Below are 21,881 nucleotides of genomic sequence, written 5' to 3' on the forward strand. Positions count from 1 at the left end.
AATGAGGCAATTGCCTGAAAAGGTTGAACGGCGAATAGCAAGATGACCCTGCGACAATGGTTTAATAAGGCTGTACTTTGTCTGATTTATAAGCCTTGATGCGAATAGACAGCGTGAGTCCCTTTGATTTATTGCTGTAAGCAGTCATGCGACCACCGTGTAGCTCGATAATCTCACGGCAGATACTGAGACCTATTCCGCTGCCTTTGATATTGAGATTACGTGATTTATCTGAGCGATAGAATCGATCAAAAATCCTGTCGATCGCATCTTCTGGGACGCCGATTCCGTTATCAGAGATGTTGATGAGAACACCATCATCATCTCGGTTGGCCAAAATAACAATTTCTATAGGATCAGTGCCTCGGTATTTGATTGCATTTTCGATGATGTTAATAAAAACGCGCATGAGCTTTTCAGGATCTGCGTATATATAAGTGTCTTTGATGATGTAATGTAAGTATAGCACGCCGCCGGCTTTTTTTACATCGCGCTGGAGTTCGTCAACGCAGTCAAAGAGAAAGTTGCGAAGGTTAATGAGCTGCAGCTTTAGTTGAATGCCTTGCTGATCGTACTTTGCCATCTCAGAAAGGTCATTGACAAGGCTTTCGAGCATATCTGTTTTGGCGGCAATGGTATCGAGGTATTCCTGCTGCATTGCTTCCGTACGGGCTACGCCATCTCGCAGGCCTTGGACATAGCCGCGAATGGAGGTGATAGGTGTTCGCAGATCATGTGAAAAATTGGCGATCAATTCTTTTTTTTCTATTTCGAGAACCTGTTGTTTTTGTACAGAACGCTTGAGGGATTGCCGCATGCTTTCAATACTTTCAGCAAGCCCTTCAAAATCGTCATTTTCGTTGTATTCCAGTTCAGCATTGAGATTGCCCTTGCGAATTTCATTTGTCGTATAGGTTAGGCGTCGAATACTGCGCTTGATGGGATTTGAAATCCACGAGAGGATAATGGAGAGAATGACAATGTTGAAAAGGGCGTAGAGAAGTAAGAATACACGCTCAAATACGCGATAGGCTATCTCCAGACGTCCGCTGTCAACGGTGAGTTTTAAATCAATAGGGCCATTGTTGAGCCGATCGAAGTGTAAATGCTTTAAGGAATATTGCTCGTTTGGCAATAAATTGATTTCCCGATTGTAAATCCATTCTTCAAAGACGTTGTTAAAAACGATTTTATCTGTATAAGTCGTTCGCGCCAACTGATTGTTTTCATAAACTTCAATGCGAATAAAAGCGCTGCTGAACTCATCGGCAACTACTGTCATAAAATCATCTGTCAGAAAATACTCAGGTGAATTGATATATGGCTCAATAAAGTCTTCAAATTCATAAGAGAGTTCTGAAAAATTGTTAAAAATATCGTAATAGCTGTCAAAGAAGTCGATGAAGTCCAAGTTGTCACTGAGGACGTTGCTGGTGATCAGAATTGTTGAGATCGCCGGCAGGACGATTAACAGCATTAGCGATATGATGAATTTCGTTTTAATTTTCATGGGCGCTCCAGTCATAAAACCATTGATAACTCTATTATATTATAACATCCTTGCTAATTTCTAAATGAAAAATAACAAATTTATAAACGATACAGGTATAATAAGAGCAGACATAAAAATTGTTCTGAACCTATGATGCGATGTGAAAAGCATGAAGTCAAATCAAACGATGTGAACAATGGTGAAAATCATAGGCGCATCGTTTGGTCAAAGAATAGATTGAGATAAGGAGATGCAAATGCACTTGGAGATCGCCACTTTAAAAGATAATTTTTATGCAAATGTTCAAGACGTGGACTTTGCTCCCTATGCTGATTTTTGTAAGGCCAATCCAAAGCGAGTATCAACAGATGGCATTCCCTATTACACAATGGGGGAAGGCCCGGTTTTACTTTGTTTGCCTGGGTCGACGGGAAAAGCGCTGACGTTTTATCCATATTTTGAACAATTGACACAATACTACCAGGTTATCGCGATAGATTATCCGGTGGCAACCGGCATTGAAGATTTAACTCTGAAACTAATGCAATTTATTCGAAGCGAGCAAATTGATCGGTTTTATATCTTTGCCAATTCATTTGGAACGGTTGCGGCACAGGCGCTAGCGTCTAAAATGCCGGAACAGGTTGCGGGAATCGTATTGACGCACGCAGTGACAAAAACGAAAGATGTTCCAGCAAAGACCAGTCGACGCAATCAAAAATCGCTGAAGAGTTTTATCAAATCCATTCGCTTTTTAAATTTCGCGCGATTCCAGAAAAAGTTTTCAAAACAACTGCAAAAGAATTTCACGCTTTTTCAGAATGATACCTCAAAACGCCTTTTCTGGGAAGGTATTTTTATAGAGATGCTGTACGATACATCAAAACAGGAAATGATGTCCAACTACGGCTTTATGCAGGATTTCTGGGATCGTTATGTCTTTGAAGAAGAACATTTTTCAGAGATGAAAGCCAAAGTAACACTGGTAGAATCGCATCGTGATCACGAACAGAACCTGCCGGAGAAAACAGCACTTAGAGCGTTATTCAAAGATGCTGACTACATTGTAATGCCTGGTGATTCGCAATTGTCTCTGGTTAAAAATCAAGCAGCAATTCTTAAAGCGGTTGTCGAAATGCTCGAGAGCTGATGATGTGGACTATATTAAAGATATCTTAAATTCGTATTATGATTCGTTTACATTCATTTTTTTGTCAAAACCTTATGCTATCATAGAATTAGGCGCAAGGATAACTTGAGGATAAAATTGCCAAACATATCATAAATAATGCAGAAAAGCAAACAGAGGAGGTCACTATGATACAAATGATATTAACGATGAATCCAGTCGGTCAGATCATTATTGGCTTGATTGTACTCATCCTGATTATCACACTTTGGGCACTGGCGCGCATTAAAACAAAATATTTAGTACTGACGTATGATGTGCTCGATCACGACAATCGAAAGGAACTTATTTTTAAAAGTGAACTCAACAATGCCATTGTCGATGACTATAAGTCGGCACAGACACTAAAAATAAAGGAAATCAATACACTGGCGATCATCGAAAAGAATATGAATACCTTTTTAAGCAAAACCAATATTGGCGAACGCTTTATTGGCAGATCCTCCGGATTAATGATTATATTGGGACTCGTCGGAACTTTCTTTGGTTTGACACTTTCGATTTCTGAGCTCGTTAGCCTGCTAAGTTCAACTAATGAAGCGGTACTTGGCGACGTCAATACCATTACGGGTGGTCTTTTAAGCTCCATTAACGGCATGTCTGTGGCGTTTGTCACATCACTTTTTGGGATTACAGCTTCAATTCTCGTTAATGTCCTAACGATTGTCGTCGGAACGACGGAGACTAAAGAACAATATATAGCTGTTGTTGAAGAATACCTTGATAATACACTCGGTGAGAAATCAACGGATATGACACAAGTTGACGAACACGGTAAAACGCCGCTTGAAACGGCATTTGAAAGTCTGGGCGACAGACTGGCAGCATCACTTGAAGAAGTGACATCAGCTATGAGTTATCGTCTGACCGTCGCAAGCAACAACATGAAAGACACCTCGGATTCCATTGAGAAGAGCATGCATAAATTCGATCAGTCCATTCAACAGTTTTCTGAAAATATTCGTGACTTTTCAGAGTTTAACCATCACCTGAAAACCAATATACAACGAATGTCCGTCGTCTTTGACGATTTTACGGAAGATGTGAAGGAAGCGAATAAAAACGAATAGCACGAAGGGAGGCAGCGGTGAAGATTAGAAGAAAACGTCAACGCCACGAAGAACAGGAAAATTTTTGGCCCTCCTTTACAGATATGATTTCAACCATTGCGATCATACTCTTTTTCGTCATGTTCCTCATGTATATCAATAACATTGTCACTGGCAAAAATTTAGAATTTATGCGAAAAGAGCTGGATGACACGCAGAAACAGCTGGAATCCAGTAAGCTCGAAATTTCACAGGCAGAGAACAATTTGAGGCTGTTAAAAGTGGAACTCGATAAGACGATGGCAGAGGTTGAGGAAGGTCAAATTGCATTGAAGCTCTCACAAGAGGAAATTGATGCACAGAAAGAAGTTATTGCCAGCAGTAATCAAGAGCTGGGAGATTTAAGACAAAAATTGCAGGGGATCGCCGTATTGAGGTTGGACGTACTGACGGCGGTTAAAGATTCAATAGAAGAAAAACTAGGTGAAACGAATCAGGCAGGTGAGCCGCTGGTTACGATTTCAGACACTGGGAACATCGTCATCAACGAGAGCCTTGTCTTTGATACAAATTCCTACGATATTAAGCCAGAAGGGCAGGCTCTTTTAACGCAGCTTGCCAACGCCTTTGAAGAAGTACTGAAAGACAGTGAAATCAGGGCGAGTATCGATGCCATTAACATTCAGGGACATACTGATGAACGCGGCAGCGGCTCTTATAATAGAGAGCTCGGTTCAAAACGTGCAACAGCAGTTGTCAATTATCTGATGAGTGCAAATAGTAATTTGGACAGCCGATATGGCAGTTTCTTCATGGCCAGTTCGCTTTCAGAGTACAGACCGGTCACCGGTGGCACGTCAGAAGCTGATTATGCGAAGAACAGACGGATTGAAATCAGTGTAATCTTAAAAGATTCACATGTACAAAACATTATTGACACATATCTTCAGGACTCGATTAAAGTCTTTGAAGGTGAATAGTCAAAAGTATATTGTCAGAGCATGAAGATGAGACCCCTTACATTAACTGTAAGGGGTTCACACTTTTTTGCTGCAATCCTTAAACTGTAATCAGATCGTAATCGTTTTTTCATAGCAAAGACACATGAGCGCGTTATAATGAAGGTGACTTAAAACATTTGATGAGAGGGATCACTATGAATAAGAAATGGCTGTTACTAACATGCTTAAGCATGCTGTTTTTGCAACAATTGACGTTTGCGGATTACATAACACTCTATGAGTGGCGCTCTGAACCCGAGATCATTGCAGATGGCGTCACGAGTCAACACATTCAAAGATTTACCAACGGCGGATGGCTTAACATGAATCTCGTCAATGTCGATTTGACGGCCGGTGCGGAAATGACCGTCGTGACAGATGACTACCTTTCAGAGCGTGACACGTTATCGACACTGGTCGCGCAGAGTGACGAAGCATCAGAAATCGTTGCGGCAATTAACAGCGACTTTTTTGATACGGCGAATAATACCACAATGGGAACGTTGATCAAAGATGGTGAAGTGTTATCAACCAGTGTGGGCTATAATGAGTTTGCCTCATTCAACATTGCCAAAAATGGCTTGCCTTTTGTCGGGTATATTAATACGCCTAACAATACGTTTTCGAATGGCAAGACAACCATGAAAATTAGTTATATCAACAAGCCTTACCTTAATTATGACCGTACGATTTTATTTAACAACAACTGGTCCACTGTGTCATACGGTAATTCTATTGGTCAGGACATTGCAGAAATGCTCGTTGTAAATGACGTCGTGAAAGAAATGCGTCTCAACGGTCCTGCTTTTACCATTCCGGAAAACGGTTATGTCCTCGCTTCTGTGGGAACCGATGTTTCTCAGCTCTTAAACAGCTTTAAAATTGGCGATACCATCGCCATTCACTATGATGTCAATTTTAATGCCATTGATCTAACAATTGGCGGCGGTGCTCAAATTTTAGAGAACGGCACTATTCCAACGACCTTTTCACAAAACATTTCGGGGAATAATCCTCGAACCGCTTTAGGGATTGATCGTGATCGTAAAAAGATTATCATGTTGACAGTCGATGGGCGGACGACCTCCTATCGCGGTGTAACGCAAACGGAACTTGCGCAGCTCCTGCTGGAATTCGGTGCCTACGAGGGGATCAATCTCGATGGCGGCGGTTCTACGGAAATGCTTGTCAAAACACCTTGGGAGACTGCTGCAAATATCGTCAATCGTCCTTCCGATGGCGCCGAACGCAAGATGTACACGGGATTGGCTGTTATTAAGAATACAGTGACCACCCCCGTATTAAAACAAATAAAAATCGATATGGCATCAGATGCTGTACTCCTTGGCGAAAAGCTGACACTGAAGTTGATGGGTATTGATGAAAATTATGATATGACGGCGATTGATCCTGCCGAGGTAAAATGGACAGTTAGCGGTTTGGCAGGCACACTTGAAGATGATCGCTTTGCACCAACGGCGACGGGCGTGGCATCCATTCAAGCTGCATACAAGGGCTTTACAGCGCAAAAAACAGTTCACGTATATGACAATGGGGTTAAAATTGTCGTTGAGCCTTCTGTTTTAAAACTTGATGCCGGTCAGCAGAAGCAAATGCAGTTCTACATTCAAACAGCAGATGGTGAAAAAGTGGCAACGTCACCTGAAGCGTTAACGCTCGTCCTGCCGGATAATCTCGGTGCTTTTGACATGGCAATGAGTACCTTTACTGCGGGAACAGATGGACAACAGGGCTATATGACAGTTGGTTTCAATGACTTAATTACGTATGTTCCGATTGGCAACGGCACGGATAAAGCGCTGATTGCAGATTTTGAAACGGCAACGGGAACATTCCTCAGTTATCCGGAAGCGGTAACCGGCAAATATGCAGAACTCAATTTTCCGAAGACTGGCGATTTAGGCGGTATGTTGACTTATGACTTTACAACGACTACGGATACGCGAGCCGCTTATATGAAATTCAATGAACCCATTATGCTGCCGAGCAATACGGAATCCATTGGTATGTGGGCGTATGGCGATTATGGCAACGATCACTGGCTTCGTGGTAAAATTATTGATGCCAATGGTGCGGCAACCAACATTACTTTTGCCAGACACATTGACTGGACGGGATGGAAATATTTGACCGCTGATTTGCCGGATGAACTGGCGGCACCGTTTACGCTGGAAAGAATTTATGTTGTAGAGACAGATGTAACCAAGCAAGATGAAGGTACCGTGGTGATTGATGATGTTTATGCTGTTGTCGGTCAAACGATCACAGCATCGATTCCTGAAAACGTGACAAAACAAAAACAAATTGCTGATTATAAGATTGAAGACGGTTTAACGAAGGCCTTTACGGCAGCTTATCTAACACAGGCAACAGAGCCGGTGGCCGAATTGGCAGCGGCATCAGGTATTGTTAAGGCCGCAGGCAATGGGTTTAGTGCTGAAGTTAAAAATGGCATTTGGGTGATGACATTGAATAACGGCGGCGGCAGTATTCGCGCCAATGATTATACGCAATGGACAAAGTTTATTCAAAAAGTGACACAGATTGAATCAAGACCTGTCGTGTTGATGATGCGCGATTCGGAAATATTTAATGACAGCTTGGAAGGGACATTGCTATACCGCCAGCTCGGCACATTGGTTGACAAGGGATTGGATGTTACAGTACTCTATCCGACCAATGACGATTACAGCGTTAATATTAAATCCGGTATTCGCATCCTTAATTTGCCAAACTCTGTTGAGCAGTTAAATGCCTATACATTTGCGGTGAGGGACAAAGCGCTGGCATTTGAAATCGTGCAGTGAAATAGTCCGAAATGATTTTGTTTGCAGCAGGAAATGACAACTTCGATCGATAGAGCAGAATAAAATTTGATTAGAAAATGATGAGCAAATCTTAAGAAAATTCTAAAAGAACCTAGGTGGCAACGCCTAGGTTCTTTTTTATATGATGGTATCAGAAAGTGAGGCATTGACATGGCATTTAAATCAAAACCCAAGCGAACCTCAGATGATTCCATTGTAGATGGATTGAAGAAGGTTTTTTTAGAATATGATCCGGTAGTTTTTACACAGAAAGCTTTCGAAGGACTGCTGGCAGACCATATACCGGGGGCCTATGCCTTTAAGGCGCGACTAACATTGCTTGCGAAATCAGGCTATTTGTTGAAATTGTTGCAGTTGGGTAATGCAGGAGAACAAGCGTTGCGCTACGCAGAACAGTTTGCCGATTATTACGGTTTCGAAAAAGGCATTATTGTAAAGGATTTCAAATTAATTCTGCGATCGGTTGGCGTCTTGTCGGTAACCGATCCAGGCGATATAAACTTTGAGCGATCGGATCAAGGCGATTCAGATGAAGCGCCTACTGAGATACAACCCGCGTCTTCGCCAAAAATTAGAAAGAAGCGTCCTGCGAAACATGGGATCAAGGGTTTTAATTGGATTGGATTAGGCCTTTGGCTACTGTTTTTTATCATCTTAATCGGCGGTTATGTTTATCAAATTGACTTTTTCCAAATGAAGCAGACGGCAATCGCTGGTGTTGAAACCTATATGATGCCGCTGAGTCAGAACAATCCATGGCTCGTATTTGGATTGGCGGGGACGCTGATCGGCAGTATTGTCGTATCGTTAGTCCAAAAGCGACTGGATATTAATTTGATTGCCATCCTACCATGGCTCATGGTGATTATCCAATGCGGTATGGCATTTTTTAAAGTTCAAATGCCGCAGTTTTATGAATTTGTACAGCTTTACATGATGGTTGTCACCGCAGCAGGGTTTATGATCCTACAGACGGGTTCAATGCGAACAAAGGGTATACCAAAGGGAATGGCATCATTTTATCTTCTGGGCACCGTATACCTCGTCAGTCAATATGTGATTCGAACAGTCGTTTTATAATCGCTTGAAAAGCGTGAAACGACTAAACTAGAAAAGGAGAACGACATGAGTCTATTAAAGAAAGGCGCTACGCTGACTTCGACTTTGGAAAACTATACGGTCATTAAGCCGCTTGGAGAAGGTGGACAGGGAGAAGTCTACCTTGTTCATGCAGAATCAGGCGACTATGCGGTCAAGTGGTTTTATAAGCGTATGGCGACAGAAGCACAGTATCACGCAATTGAAAGCCTCGTTGAACAAGGGGCACCTTCTGAACAATTCATTTGGCCGATGGCGATTGTTGAAAACGATTCGGAAGATCAATTCGGCTATGTCATGCCGCTTATTGACAGCAGATACTATCAAAAGCTAACGCGATTTTTCAGTGGTGAATTGACATTTAAATCGTATGAAAAGCTCATTGAAGCTTGTATGCAAATGGTCCAAAGCTTTTATACACTACACTTGAGCGGCCTTTGTTATCGCGATATCTCATTTGGCAATTTGTTTGTCAACTTTAAAACCGGCGATGTCCGCATCTGTGACAATGACAACGTCACCTATGACAGTTTAAAAAGTGTTGAAGACAATTGGGGAACCTATGGCTTTATGGCGCCGGAAGTCATTATCGGTGACGCGCCGCCAAGTACGGCAACAGATTTATTTTCACTCTCCGTGGTGCTCTTTCGAATGCTCTATCGACAACATCCACTACAAGGGCGAAGAGAGTATGAGATTGATATACTGGATGAAGCGGCATTTATGTCACTCTATGGGACGCATCCGCTCTACATCTTTGATCCTATTGATGCGACTAATCGGCCGGTAAAGGGCGTTCAGGACATTGCAGAATTTTATTGCAGTATTTTGCCTCAAGCCGTCAACGATGCTTTTGAACGCGCTTTTACAAGTGGCATTAAAGTACCGGAAGAACGATTGCGCGAAAGTGAATGGATGCAGCTCTTGACAACGCTGAAATATAATATCACCTATTGTCTGCATTGCGGCAAACAGGTTTTTTACGATGCTTCGATCATTCGCGACAAGAAGGCGCTTCCCGCTTGTGTGCATTGTGGTAAAGCCGTTGACCGATTGCCGGTTCGCATGAAAGTTGGCGAGCGAATTATTGTTTTGAATTACGATACTGAACTGATGATGGATGTATTGACGCCATTAGACATGACGGCCTATCAAACGACATTCGGCAGCATCGTACAGCATCCAAGGCATCCTGAAATATGGGGGCTGAAAAATCACTCTGAGTATGTTTGGCAGTACACAACTCAGGAAGGTGAAACGCGAACCATTGAAAAAAATGGTGTCGTTCCATTGAGGCATGGTATGATGATCAACTTTGGCGATTCTATGGGCGTTATTAGATTTTAAGGCAGGAGCGCCAAGTGAAATAAATCAATACCTCAATGAATGCCTCAAGCGATATATGAAATGGATACATCAAATAATCCGTAGAATAATCCGTAAAAAAACATTAGCATGTAACAACCCAAGTACAATAACTCAGGTATAACAACGCGTGAATAATTATTAATGGAAACAATTGAAAGGAGTCTAAAATGACTGAAAATTATGGCAAAATGGGTGCACGAGATTTACATTTATTTTTTTTAATTGATGCTTCTGATTCGATGAAATACGGCGGTAAAATTGAAACGCTCAATAATGCAGTGAGAGAAGCAATTCCGCATATTAGAGACGTTGCCAGAGATGCAGAGGGAACGATTCGCGTCCATGCACTCACGTTTTCAACGGGTGCACGATGGCTTGTCAACAATGTAGACATCAAGCACTTTACATGGGAAAACATTCAGCCGAAAGGCGTAACGGATATGGGAAGAAGTTTTGAACTGCTTGCAGATCAATTGACGACAGAATTTGAAAACATCAGAGGGTACCAACCGGTCATGATTTTGTTATCTGACGGCTTGCCGACAGATGACTATGAAAAGGGACTTGAAAAACTAATGGACACAACTTGGGGTAAAAAAGCGATTCGAATCGCCATCGCCATTGGACAGGAAGCTGATATGGACGTGCTGCAAGCATTTATCGGTGATACATTTAGAGGTGAACTCAAACCGCTTCAGGCAAAAAATGCCTCTGAACTCAAGCAGTACATTCGTTGGGCATCAACAGCAGTCTCCAATGCGTCCATCAATCCAGTCAAAGCAGCGGTACCAATGCCGCCAACCGTTGATGCCGCCGTAGATATGGATGATCTCGACTGGTGATACCAATGACTTCTCATGGAGCGGCAGTGGACGCCGCTAACACGGTAACGGTTGGCGCAGTGTCAGTGAAGGGCCCTTGTAAAGTAAAAAATCAAGACGCCTATGCGGTTGCAAAAGAACCATATCCGATGGTTGCGGTAGCTGATGGACATGGTTCAGAAGCGCACTGCTTTAGCGACATTGGCGCTCAAAAGGCTGTTGCCTGTGCGTTGGAAGTCTTGCAGAATGTGTGTGATGCCCTGACAGGCGGGGAAGCTGCCGAAGCCGTACTAAAACTGCTGGATCAAGCTGCATATGATTTGCAGCAAAAGTGGCAGCAAGCTGTCCATGCAGACGCTACCTTTCAGATGCGTCCTTTTGGAACGACACTGATGGTTATTGCCTATGTACAGCCGTGGCTGATCTGCTTACAGATCGGGGACGGTAAACTGATTTATCAAAACAGTCGTGGGCAACTTATTATGCCGATGCCGCAGGATCGTCATCTACAGGGAGAAGAGACACATTCGCTTTCGGAGTCTTTTGCATGGAATCACTTTCGAAAAAGCGTTTTACACATGGCGTCGCCACCTATTTTTTTTGGCGGCTGCAGTGATGGTCTGGAAAAAGCCTATCCGTTTCACTCGCATGGCTTTACGACCTTTTTCCTCAATGAACTATACGGGTCGAATGATGCAGCAGCTCAGCAGGCGTCACAGTATGCCGGTGATGACGTAACAGCAGCCGCTGTTTATTTCACACCACCGTCTGTCAGCGAAAAAGGCGTGTTTGAAAATCAGCAGAGCAGCCCGGTGAATACACTGAAGTGGCAGTTGCCATATGCCTCTATGAAAATGCGTTTGCGTACAGTGCTTTGGTTCTATTATGCTTTGCGAACACTTAAATTAATTGATGAAAATGGTGAGATTCCCTTGACGCTGATGGCTTCACTGTTGAAACTGCCATTACCGGAAGATGGCAATTTGCATACATTGATGGCGGCTGTCAAGGGTATGGAGCCGATAAGAACTGAAACATCCATTCAAGCATTGAAGGGAATGATAAGCGCCTTTGTGCAATGTCTTCCGGAAGGGCGTACCGAAGCTTGGATTGCCGATTGTGAAAGTGTCGAAGCATTGCAGTCAATCGAATCACTTTGGAATTATGATTTTGAAAAACGTGAAGCCTCGTTTACATCTTCGCCAAAGGGTTGGTCTTTAAAATCGACGCAAAAAGTCATGACACTAATGCTGGATGATATCATCTATGGCTTTGACTTGGGTTTTTGGCATGCCTATGCAATCGTTCCCATTGCAAAAATTGTTTCACATAAACGCACGGGAAGATGGGGACTTCGCAATCTTTCAAAGGTACCATGGATCGTATACAGACGCGGTGAAACAGATAGTCGAACCGTATACCCAGGTGAAATAGCGGCATTGATGCCGGAAATGACAGTATTTATAAACGGTTTGCCCGTGCAGGTTATATGGCGTGATTTTGTTTCATAACAAAATCACGTTTTTTTGATTAAAGCGCAAGTAAATGGATATTAATGAGACAAATGATGTTGGGATAAGTTTTATTACATAATTAAGGAAATTGTATAATAGCCTTTAGTGGATCTTTCACTTCAATATGTTGAATGATTGTTAGATAGATTGCCGTGAAAAGATTGATACTTGGATGATCCGATTTCCGCCATTGACCAATCAACCAAATAATGATAAGGATGTGATTTCTGGTGAACGAAAAGTTGTACGAAGAGATTATGGAGAATCTCTTAATTTTCCTACCGCTGCTGAATAAAAAATTTTTTAGAGAAGATGAAATATTTAAATCGGATGTCTTGTTTCCTTCACACATTCAGATTTTATTGACTCTCTCTTCTAAACGACAGATGACAATGTCTGAAATCAGCCGTCAGATCAACGTCATTAATTCTAATTTGACGCCGTTGGTCGACAAACTGATTAAAGGCGGCTATCTCAAGCGTCAGACGTCGAAGAAGGATCGACGGGTCGTCTATATTTCCATTACAGCACAGGGGAAGCATTACATTCAAAAGCATAAGATGTACGTGACACAGCTTTTGGAAGCTCGATTTGAAAATCTAGACGAAGCGCAATTGAAATCATTTTCGGAACATTTACAGGGAATGCTTGATATTATTCACGCGGCAATGCCGGAAGCATAGTCGTATTTATTCGACATTTTTTGTACGCCGAAAGGCCTGAGGGCCTTTTTCTATGCAAAGCTATATAAATTATTTTATATGTGATATGATGATATCGTAAAACGGCAAATAAGGAGGGTGACATGTTTCAAGAAAGACTTAAAAAATATGCTGAACTTTTAATAAAAACGGGTGTTAATCTAAAATCTGGGCAGTTACTGGTGATTAAATCGCCTATTGAATGTGCCCCGTTCGTGCACGAAGTAATGACCGCTGCCTTTGCAGCAGGCGCCGGGGATGTTGAGATATTTTGGAATGATGAAATCGCTTCAAAAATCAAATACATGATGGCGCCGGATGAACTCTTTGACACATTGCCGTCATGGCAGCGTGAATTTTATCTTTCTGCTGCCGCAAAGGGAGCGGCTTTTTTATCTGTTGCCGCATCTGACCCTGAGCTTATGAAAGAAGTTGATCCATCCAGAATGGTGCGCTTCCAAAAAGCGTATGGCGCAGCACTCAAAAGTTATCGTCAGCAAATGATGAATAATGAACTCGTATGGTGTGTCGCATCGGCGCCGACAAAGGCGTGGGCAAAAAAGGTATATCCTGATAAAACAGAAGTTGAAGCTGTTGAGGCACTGTGGGAAGCGATTTTCAAGACGGTCCGCATTGATGCGAAAGACCCGATTGCTGCGTGGGAAGCGCATAAAGAGGCGCTCGCATCACGTATGAATAAGCTGAATGCCCATCAATTTACATCACTTCACTATCGCAACAGTCTCGGTACGGATTTGACCATTGGTTTGCCAAAAGGGCATTTGTGGCTGGGTGGTGCGGATAAATCGTCAGAAGGTCATGAATTTGTTGCCAATATCCCGACGGAAGAAATTTTTACGGCACCACAGTATGATGCTGTTGAAGGCATTGTATACAGTGCTTTGCCTTTGAATTTGAATGGCAATCTTATTGAAGATTTTTCACTGACATTTGAGAAGGGTAAAATTGTCGAATTTACGGCGAAAAAAGGATACGACCAGTTAAAGAGCTTGGTCGAAACAGATGAAGGCTCCGCTTTTCTGGGCGAAGTTGCGCTTGTACCACACGATTCGCCAATTTCGAACATGAATCTACTGTTTTTCAATACACTGTTTGATGAGAATGCGGCGTGTCATCTCGCAATCGGCAAAGCGTATCCCGTTTGTTTAGAGAACGGTGACAAAATGTCTATGGAAGAACTTAAAGCACATGGCATTAATGATTCGATTGTCCACGAAGATTTTATGATTGGAACAGCAGATCTCCAGATTGTGGGTATAACGGCTGACGGAAGTGAAGTAACGGTATTCAAAGATGGCAATTTTGCATTTTAAATGATAAAGGCGATATGATAGCACTTGTTGTCAGCATGCAACAAGTGCTATTTTTACAGAGTAAAATTCTATTGAAAATAATGAAAAAATATTTCATTTGGCAATGATCGCTCAAGTAATTGAAATAACAATGCTGAGGAATGTTTAGTCTGGGAGGCACTATGAATCGGTACTATGAAAGCATTGATAAATCTTGTTTGGTGCGGTATAAAGGTAGTATGACAATGACAACCGTAGGATTCAATAAGCATAGCAGGTGGAGAATATGAAGAAGACTATTGTAATTGGCGGAGCCGCAGGTGAAGGCATTAACACCGCCGCACAGTTTGTTGAGCGCATGGTAAAGGAAAAAGGGCTCTATTTTTTATCCTATAAGAATTATATGTCGCGCGTTAGAGGCGGCTATAATTTTACAACGCTTACCGTATCAGATGTTCCCGTTCACAGTATTTGCGATGAAGCAGATTTCTTTCTGGCGTTGAATGAAGAAGCGACGCAGTTTGCAAAGTTACATACGGCACCGGACGGATTGATCGCAACGACAGAAACAACATCGGAATCGGGATTGATCAGCTTAAAATCAGAGGCGCTTGATGCGATTAAGAATAAAAACAGCGGAACCATGGCTGGTGTTGGTGCCATTGCTGCCTACCTTGGGTTTGAAAGAGATAAGCTGATGCATCTCGAACAAACCAAGTGGTCTGAGGTAATTAACAGACAAAATGCAGAAGCAGCGGCACTCGGGTATGCATTATTTCAATCAGTTGAGCATCCTGTATGGCAGCTCAAGGAGCCGGAAAAACCTCAAATTATGTTGAATGGCAATACCGCAGTTGCGCTGGGCGCAATTGCAGCTGGTGCGGGATTTTACTGCGCTTATCCAATGGCGCCTTCGACGGGCATTATGGCTTACCTCATGAAAAAGCAGAAGACAACCCATATGCTCGTCGAGCAGGCAGAAGATGAAATTGCGGCGATGATGGCAGCAATTGGTGCGGCTTCAAATGGTGTGCGTGCGATGACGGGAACTTCTGGCGGCGGCTTTTCACTGATGGTGGAATCGTTAGGTTTTGCAGCAGTGAGCGAAGTGCCGCTGGTTGCTTGCAACGTTCAGAGACCGGGGCCTGCAACAGGGTTGCCAACGCGTACAGAACAAGCTGATCTGCTCTTTACACTCTTTGCTTCCCAAGGTGAGTTTGCCCGCATTGTATTGGCGCCGACTTCTGTTTCAGATGCTTTTTATACGACGTTTAGAGCCTTTAATCTCGCAGAAAAATATCAGGTACCCGTCTTGATCTTAACCGATCAATATTTGGCTGATTCGACGGTTACGACGAATCGATTTGAAACGGAAGCGCTGAAAATTGAACGCTATACTCAGACAGAGCCTATAGAAGACTATAAGCGCTATGAATTTGAAAACTATATCGGCAATCGTAAATATCCGGGCATCGATTCGCAATCAGTTATTATGACGGATTCACATGTTCACGATGTCTATGGTCACGTCTCTGAAGCGCAGGATGTTACCAATGCGCTTAAGCAAAAAATGATGGCTAAAATGAAAATGATACTCGAAGATTTAAATAAACCGGAGCTGGTTGGCGTTTCAGATTATAAGCATTTGATGATTGCATGGGGATCAACTGCAGGCATCGTACGAGAAGCTGTTGAAATGCTCAATGAAAATGGTCAAAAAGTTGCGGCACTCTGTTTTTCTGATATCTATCCAATGTCTGAGAATGTATTGGAAGCATATGTTAAACCCGGTGTAACAGTTGTTAACGTAGAGGGAAATGCGACGAACCAGTTTGGCAAATTGTTGCGCATGGAGACAGGCGTAAAGTACGCACGCAGCATAAATCGCTATGATGGCAGACCATTTACAGCAAAAGGCATTGTGCAATCTATGGAGGTGATCGTCAATGAATCCATTTAAGCTCAATACGAAAACGACGTGGTGTCCCGGATGCGGCAACTTTGGTATTTTGGAATCTTTGAGCCAAGTGCTTGAAGAAGCGTCGCTTAAACCACAGGATGTACTGGTTGTATCAGGCATCGGTCAGGCGGCGAAACTGCCGCATTATATTCATGCACACGGGATGAATACGCTACACGGCAGAGCGGTACCTGCTGCAATGGGGGCTCATGTAGCCAACCCGGCATTAAAATTAATTTTAACATCTGGTGATGGTGATACCTACGGAGAAGGCGGCAATCACCTTTTGCACGGTATTCGCCGAAACCTTGATATTGTTCATATGGTTCACGATAATCAAGTGTATGGCTTGACAAAAGGGCAGGGATCGCCGACAACGGCATTTGGTCAGGTAACGCGCCTACAATACGATGGTATGAAATCAGACCCGTTAAACCCTATGGCGTTTGCCATTAGTGTTGGCTGCGGCTTTGTTGCTAGGAGCTTTTCGGGGGATCCAAAACACTTAAAAGAAATTATTAAAGCGGCAATGGCTTATAAAGGCTATGCGCTGATTGATATTCTGCAGCCGTGTGTATCCTTTAATCAGGTGAATACTTTCAAATGGTACAAAGATCGCGTATTCAAACTGCCTGAGACGTATGATCCGCATGACAAGGTTCGCGCCTTCGAAATGGCACAGCAATTTGGCGATGAGGGGATTCCAATCGGCATATTGTATCAGGAACAAAAAACGGACTTCCTCGGAAGGTTTAGTCACTTGGAAAAGCCGCTCGTACAATATGAAAGGTCGCCAAAAGCGGTTGATACCTTACTGGATGAGCTCTTATGATTGATTAAAAAGTGTTTGGCATTGCTTGGATGATGGATGTCATAAAATCACAATAATGCGATGGGTACGGATAAAATAGAAGACTTGGAAGTGGTGTTTTGAATCTATCAGCGAATAGTGATCCAATGCTGCAAAAAGTGTACAACATACAGTGCATGGATAGAGATCTGATCGTATATAGCGTAAAAAAAGCGTACGGCAGTGGAAAAGTTATGTATTATCAAATTCATGAGGGTGTCTATGTTGTGCATTCAGACTACTATATAAAACAAATAAAGCATTTAGAGGGTGTTCGTTTTAAAGCTGATGTTATTTCTATGTACAGTATGTATGATGGCACAAATGTTTCAAAAATTAACGATGATAAATCAGTGATTGTGAAAAGCGGCGACATGGTTAACTTTGCCGGAAACAGTGCTTTTTATGAGTCTGATGGCTACGGTAACCATATTGTATCAATTGGCGTTTTTGGCTATAGTCAATCCGTAAGCGAAATGTTCGCATGTTTTTTTGGATGTGATCATTTGGTTCGCGATTATGATGCTTTTATGAAGGTGCATGGTTCTTTCTTGATTTGCCGTAATGATCTTCAATATGCTTTGATCTTTAATGAATTGCTAGAGGCTGTACGGTGTAAAAACAGGGTTTTAATGAAGCTTAAAGCGCTTGAGCTAATGGTTCATGAGATGACGCACTACAAGCTTCATGTTCTTGAAAAGCATAAGATTTATGACCATTATTACATTGAAAAGATCTATGAAATCAAAGCCTTTATGGATGAAAATTGGAGTAAGAAAACGAACATTGAAGATTTGGCAAAAACGTACAAAATTAATAAGACGTATTTAAAGGAAATTTTTAAAGCGTGTTTTGGAATATCGCCTCATCAATACGTTATAAACTTGCGTTTGGAAAAATCGAAAACATTGTTGATGAATAAATCATTAAAAATTGAAGAAATCGCTTCAATGACAGGGTTTTCATCGGCAGGCAGATACTCTGAAAGCTTCAAGAAAAACTTTGGCTATTTGCCTTCAAAGTTCAGACAACAAAATTAAATGGTGTAATTAATAACGGTTATTCACATTTTGGTTTCGGCTAAAATGTGAATTTTTTTTGCTTTTTTGTTATGGTAATGATAATTGATATCAATTAAAATGATTTGAGATTGGTTGTACGTCACTGCTAAGCATATTATTGGGAAGGAAGCGTTATTTATGAAAGACATATTCAGTTACTTAGGGGATTATAGAAATAAAATGAAAATGTCTATTTTGTCGATTTTGGCAAGTGTTTTTTTAGGCATCGTGCCTTACTTTATTGTTTACATCATAATAGAATCCATTATAGGTGCAGATCAAAAAGCGATTACAGATTATTTAATATTGGCTTTGCTTGCAGGCGGCGCCTTATTTATCAAAGAATATTTGTACATGGCTGGAATTGATTTATCACACGAATGCGCCTTCAACGTACTGAAAGAAATGAGAAAGGCACTTGCCTATAAAATTGAGAGAATGCCGTTGGGGAGTATCCATGACAAAGGTATTGGAACATATAAAAAACTGTTTGCAGATGATATTGACGCATTGGAAAGTGTTTTGGCGCATACGTTTCCAGAAGGTATTCCCTATGCTGCACAGACATTTGTAGTGTTGCTGGTTCTATTAATTATAGATTGGCGAATGGGAATGCTCGTCTTGGCCGCTATTCCATTAGGAATGATTCCAATGGTAATAATGGTCATAAAGACGAAAGACAAAATGAAAATATTTTATCGAGCAGAAAAGGCAATGAATAGAAGCATTATTGAATATATTGAGGGAATGGAAGTCATCAAAGCTTTTAATCGTGTAAGCAGCTCATACCAAAAATATGAAACAGCGATTATGGATTACAAGCATACCGCCTTAGAGATGTACAAAATCAGCTGGAAGTACAATGCGTTAATGGCGACATTTCTACCGACAACGATATTGTTGGCTCTGCCGTTCGGCGTGAAGTTTGTCATTGGGGGAACGCTCAATCTTTCAACACTCATACTTTGTTTAATGCTGGCAATGAGTGTGGGGCCATCGCTTATGAAACTGACAGAGTTTATGTCTTCAATATCCATCATTAATAATAAATCTGTTGAGTTTTTGAATGCGATGCGAGAAGCAGAATTAGAGACTGTTGAAACGGGGAAATTGCCTGATTTTTATGATATCACATTTGAAAATGTTTCATTTGGATATGATGAAACGTATGTATTGAAAAATATAAATTTGAAGGCAAAAGCAAATCAGGTGACTGCAATCGTAGGCAAGTCTGGAAGCGGCAAAAGTACACTTGCAAAATTGCTGGTAAGGTTTTGGCAAATAAATTCAGGAAAAATAAGCATTGGAAATGTTGATATTGATGAAATAAGTCAAAACGATCTCATGTGCTTAATCAGTTATGTTTCTCAGGAAGCCTTTTTGTTCGATATACCAATTATTGACAACATTCGACTTGGCAAGCCAGATGCGAGTGATGAAGCGGTTGAAAAAGCGGCGATCGCCGCTGGATGTCATGATTTTATCATGACAACTAAAAATGGTTATCAAACATGTCCGGGTAATTCCGGCGACAAATTGTCTGGTGGAGAGAAGCAAAGAATAACCATTGCGAGGGCTATCCTTAAGAATGCACCCATTGTTATTTTGGATGAGGCAACTTCAAGCACCGATCCAGAAAATGAAGATCAAATTCAAGAAGCTGTCAATGCTTTGATAAAAGACAAGACGCTAATTGTCATTGCACACAGGCTATCAACGATAGCAGAAGCGAATAATATAATCGTTGTAGACGACGGTGAAGTTTTAATGTCAGGCAATCATGAAACGCTGATAAAAAGCGAATCACTCTATAAAACACTATGGGATGCACATACCAAAAGTATGCAATGGGATATTAAGGGTACGGAGGGACAGCTATGTTAAATGTTGCGAATAGGATTATAAAAATGTCTGGTAAAGAAGGGTGGCGGATCAAGGCGGCAATTGTACTTTCAGTTTTTGAGGGAATCTTTATTGCAGCACCGCTGGGACTGATTTATTATGGAATATTAATTATCTTGGAATCGAACGCGACGCCGGCAGCATCTGTTAGGATTGGGATCATCATGCTGATGCTTGTTTTATTTCGAGCCTTTTTTAAGTTCTTAATTGATAAATTGCAAGGCGGAATGGCTTATGAACTATTTGCAAGTGAACGTCTGAAACTAGGTGAACATTTAAAACGGCTTCCAATGGGTTATTTTTCAGAGGGGAATATTGGCAATATTACGTCAGTTATAACGACTGACATCGTATTTGCAGAACAATGGGGCATGCATGCCGTTGCAACAGTTATAAGCAGTTATGTCGGCATAGCAATCAATATACTGCTCATGCTGTTTATTGACTGGCGTGTTAGTTTAATCCTCACACTGATATTAATCGTTTCATCCATAACATTGAAACAATTTAATCGCGCTTCAAAAAAAGAATCAAAAATCCGACAAGATGGTTTTGCACAATTGACCAAAGCAATCATTGAGTATGTCAAAGGGATTGGCGTTATTAAAAGCTTTAATGTTCAAAGAGAAGGAGACAGTGATATCAATCATGCTTTTGATACTTTTAAGGCAATAAGCATCCGCGTGGAAAAGGGACTCTCGGGTCTATATAGAAGCTATATGTACTGGTTTGCATTAGGTGTTGCCTGTATTATAGCGACTGCTGTTTATGATTACAACGCAGAACATATTCAACTTGCTTGGTGTATTCTGATACTTTTATTTTCGATGCAGTTTTTTGCAAGTTTTAAGGCATTGGGATCAATGGCAACATTGCTTCGCGTTATGGAAGCTGGATTGGATCGATATGATGCCATTATTGCTGTGGAAGAGATTGACGCAGATGGCAAAGCAATTGTGTTAGACAATTTTGATATTGTATTTGATCATGTTAGTTTTGCTTATGATCAAACAGACGTCATTCATGATGTCAGCTTTGAAATACCAGCGCGTTGCATGACCGCTTTAGTCGGGAAGTCCGGATCTGGAAAATCGACAATAACAAATTTAATTGCAAGATTTTGGGATGTACAGCAAGGGGCAATCACGATAGGCGGCGTCAATATCAAAGAGATGACAGTAGAGAGTCTGCTTGAAAACATCAGCATGGTCTTTCAAAACGTGTATCTATTTAACGATAGCATTCTTGAAAACGTACGCTTTGGAAGACCAGAGGCTACAAAAGATGAAATTATTGAAGTGTGTAAAAAAGCAAGATGCCATGAATTTATCATGGCATTGGAAAATGGCTATGATACGATCGTAAATGAAAGTGGTGCAAGTCTATCGGGAGGCGAAAAACAGCGTATTGCTATTGCGAGGGCAATGTTAAAAGATGCCCCAATCATCCTTTTGGATGAAGCGACGGCAAACATAGATCCGGATAATGAACAAATTATCCAAGAAGCGATCAATGCTCTCGTACAAAACAAGACCCTAGTTCTTATTGCACATAAGCTGTCAACCATTAGAAATGCCGATCAGATTATCGTGATGGAAGAAGGGCGAATCATTCAACAGGGAAATCATAAACAATTAATTGAATCAGATGGTTTGTATCTTGAATTTTGGAAGCGTCGAACCAAAGCAACCAGCTGGAAAATAAGCTAAAAAG

At 41.6% G+C, this 21,881-nt stretch carries 16 protein-coding genes; 15 read left to right on the forward strand and 1 reads right to left on the reverse strand.

What is annotated here, in order from left to right:
• Nucleotides 1-61: 61 nt before the first annotated feature.
• Nucleotides 62-1,510, reverse strand: coding sequence for a sensor histidine kinase (locus KHM83_RS05495; RefSeq protein WP_213235905.1), 1,449 nt, complete (start codon nucleotides 1,508-1,510; stop codon nucleotides 62-64).
• A gap of 238 nt (nucleotides 1,511-1,748) precedes the next feature.
• Between KHM83_RS05495 and KHM83_RS05500 the strand changes: the two genes are divergently transcribed.
• The 15 genes from KHM83_RS05500 (at nucleotide 1,749) to KHM83_RS05570 (ending at nucleotide 21,877) form a co-directional block, all read left to right on the forward strand.
• Nucleotides 1,749-2,642 carry an alpha/beta fold hydrolase gene (locus KHM83_RS05500; RefSeq protein ID WP_213235906.1) on the forward strand — a complete coding sequence of 298 codons (894 nt, stop codon included), beginning with the start codon at nucleotides 1,749-1,751 and terminating at the stop codon, nucleotides 2,640-2,642.
• A 167-nt stretch (nucleotides 2,643-2,809) separates the two neighbouring features.
• On the forward strand, nucleotides 2,810-3,751 hold the full coding sequence (locus KHM83_RS05505) for a hypothetical protein (protein ID WP_213235907.1): 942 nt from the start codon (nucleotides 2,810-2,812) through the stop codon (nucleotides 3,749-3,751).
• Nucleotides 3,752-3,768: 17 nt separating this feature from the next.
• The gene (locus tag KHM83_RS05510) at nucleotides 3,769-4,710 is read left to right on the forward strand and encodes an OmpA family protein (protein WP_213235908.1); all 942 of its coding nucleotides are present in this window, start codon (nucleotides 3,769-3,771) and stop codon (nucleotides 4,708-4,710) included.
• Nucleotides 4,711-4,886: 176 nt separating this feature from the next.
• On the forward strand, nucleotides 4,887-7,559 hold the full coding sequence (locus KHM83_RS05515; protein WP_213235909.1) for a phosphodiester glycosidase family protein: 2,673 nt from the start codon (nucleotides 4,887-4,889) through the stop codon (nucleotides 7,557-7,559).
• 171 nt (nucleotides 7,560-7,730) lie between these two features.
• Nucleotides 7,731-8,660, forward strand: a complete 930-nt coding sequence (locus tag KHM83_RS05520; RefSeq protein WP_213235910.1) for a hypothetical protein — start codon at nucleotides 7,731-7,733, stop codon at nucleotides 8,658-8,660.
• Between the two features lie 45 nt (nucleotides 8,661-8,705).
• A complete protein-coding gene (locus KHM83_RS05525; protein ID WP_213235911.1) occupies nucleotides 8,706-10,025 on the forward strand; it encodes a serine/threonine protein kinase in 1,320 nt (439 codons plus the stop codon).
• A gap of 188 nt (nucleotides 10,026-10,213) precedes the next feature.
• Entirely contained in the window at nucleotides 10,214-10,888 is a 675-nt protein-coding gene (locus KHM83_RS05530; RefSeq protein ID WP_213235912.1) for a vWA domain-containing protein, read from the forward strand.
• Between the two features lie 5 nt (nucleotides 10,889-10,893).
• Entirely contained in the window at nucleotides 10,894-12,378 is a 1,485-nt protein-coding gene (locus KHM83_RS05535; RefSeq protein WP_213235913.1) for a protein phosphatase 2C domain-containing protein, read from the forward strand.
• A gap of 233 nt (nucleotides 12,379-12,611) precedes the next feature.
• On the forward strand, nucleotides 12,612-13,064 hold the full coding sequence (locus KHM83_RS19685; RefSeq protein ID WP_213235914.1) for a MarR family winged helix-turn-helix transcriptional regulator: 453 nt from the start codon (nucleotides 12,612-12,614) through the stop codon (nucleotides 13,062-13,064).
• A 122-nt stretch (nucleotides 13,065-13,186) separates the two neighbouring features.
• Nucleotides 13,187-14,416, forward strand: a complete 1,230-nt coding sequence (locus tag KHM83_RS05545) for an aminopeptidase (protein ID WP_213235915.1) — start codon at nucleotides 13,187-13,189, stop codon at nucleotides 14,414-14,416.
• Between the two features lie 265 nt (nucleotides 14,417-14,681).
• A complete protein-coding gene (locus tag KHM83_RS05550) occupies nucleotides 14,682-16,355 on the forward strand; it encodes a 2-oxoacid:acceptor oxidoreductase subunit alpha (protein WP_213235916.1) in 1,674 nt (557 codons plus the stop codon).
• Complete coding sequence (locus KHM83_RS05555; RefSeq protein WP_213235917.1) at nucleotides 16,342-17,187, forward strand: thiamine pyrophosphate-dependent enzyme; 846 nt, start codon at nucleotides 16,342-16,344, stop codon at nucleotides 17,185-17,187. Before KHM83_RS05550 ends, KHM83_RS05555 begins: the two co-directional genes overlap by 14 nt.
• A 98-nt stretch (nucleotides 17,188-17,285) precedes the next feature.
• Nucleotides 17,286-18,245: a helix-turn-helix domain-containing protein gene (locus KHM83_RS05560; RefSeq protein WP_213235918.1), complete on the forward strand. Its 960-nt coding sequence runs from the start codon at nucleotides 17,286-17,288 to the stop codon at nucleotides 18,243-18,245.
• Between the two features lie 159 nt (nucleotides 18,246-18,404).
• A complete protein-coding gene (locus KHM83_RS05565; RefSeq protein ID WP_213235919.1) occupies nucleotides 18,405-20,150 on the forward strand; it encodes an ABC transporter ATP-binding protein in 1,746 nt (581 codons plus the stop codon).
• Entirely contained in the window at nucleotides 20,144-21,877 is a 1,734-nt protein-coding gene (locus KHM83_RS05570; RefSeq protein WP_213235920.1) for an ABC transporter ATP-binding protein, read from the forward strand. Before KHM83_RS05565 ends, KHM83_RS05570 begins: the two co-directional genes overlap by 7 nt.
• The last annotated feature ends 4 nt before the right edge of the window (nucleotides 21,878-21,881 follow it).

This window comes from Fusibacter paucivorans (assembly GCF_018390735.1).
In the GTDB taxonomy this organism is placed as follows: Bacteria; Bacillota; Clostridia; order Peptostreptococcales; family Acidaminobacteraceae; genus Fusibacter; species Fusibacter paucivorans.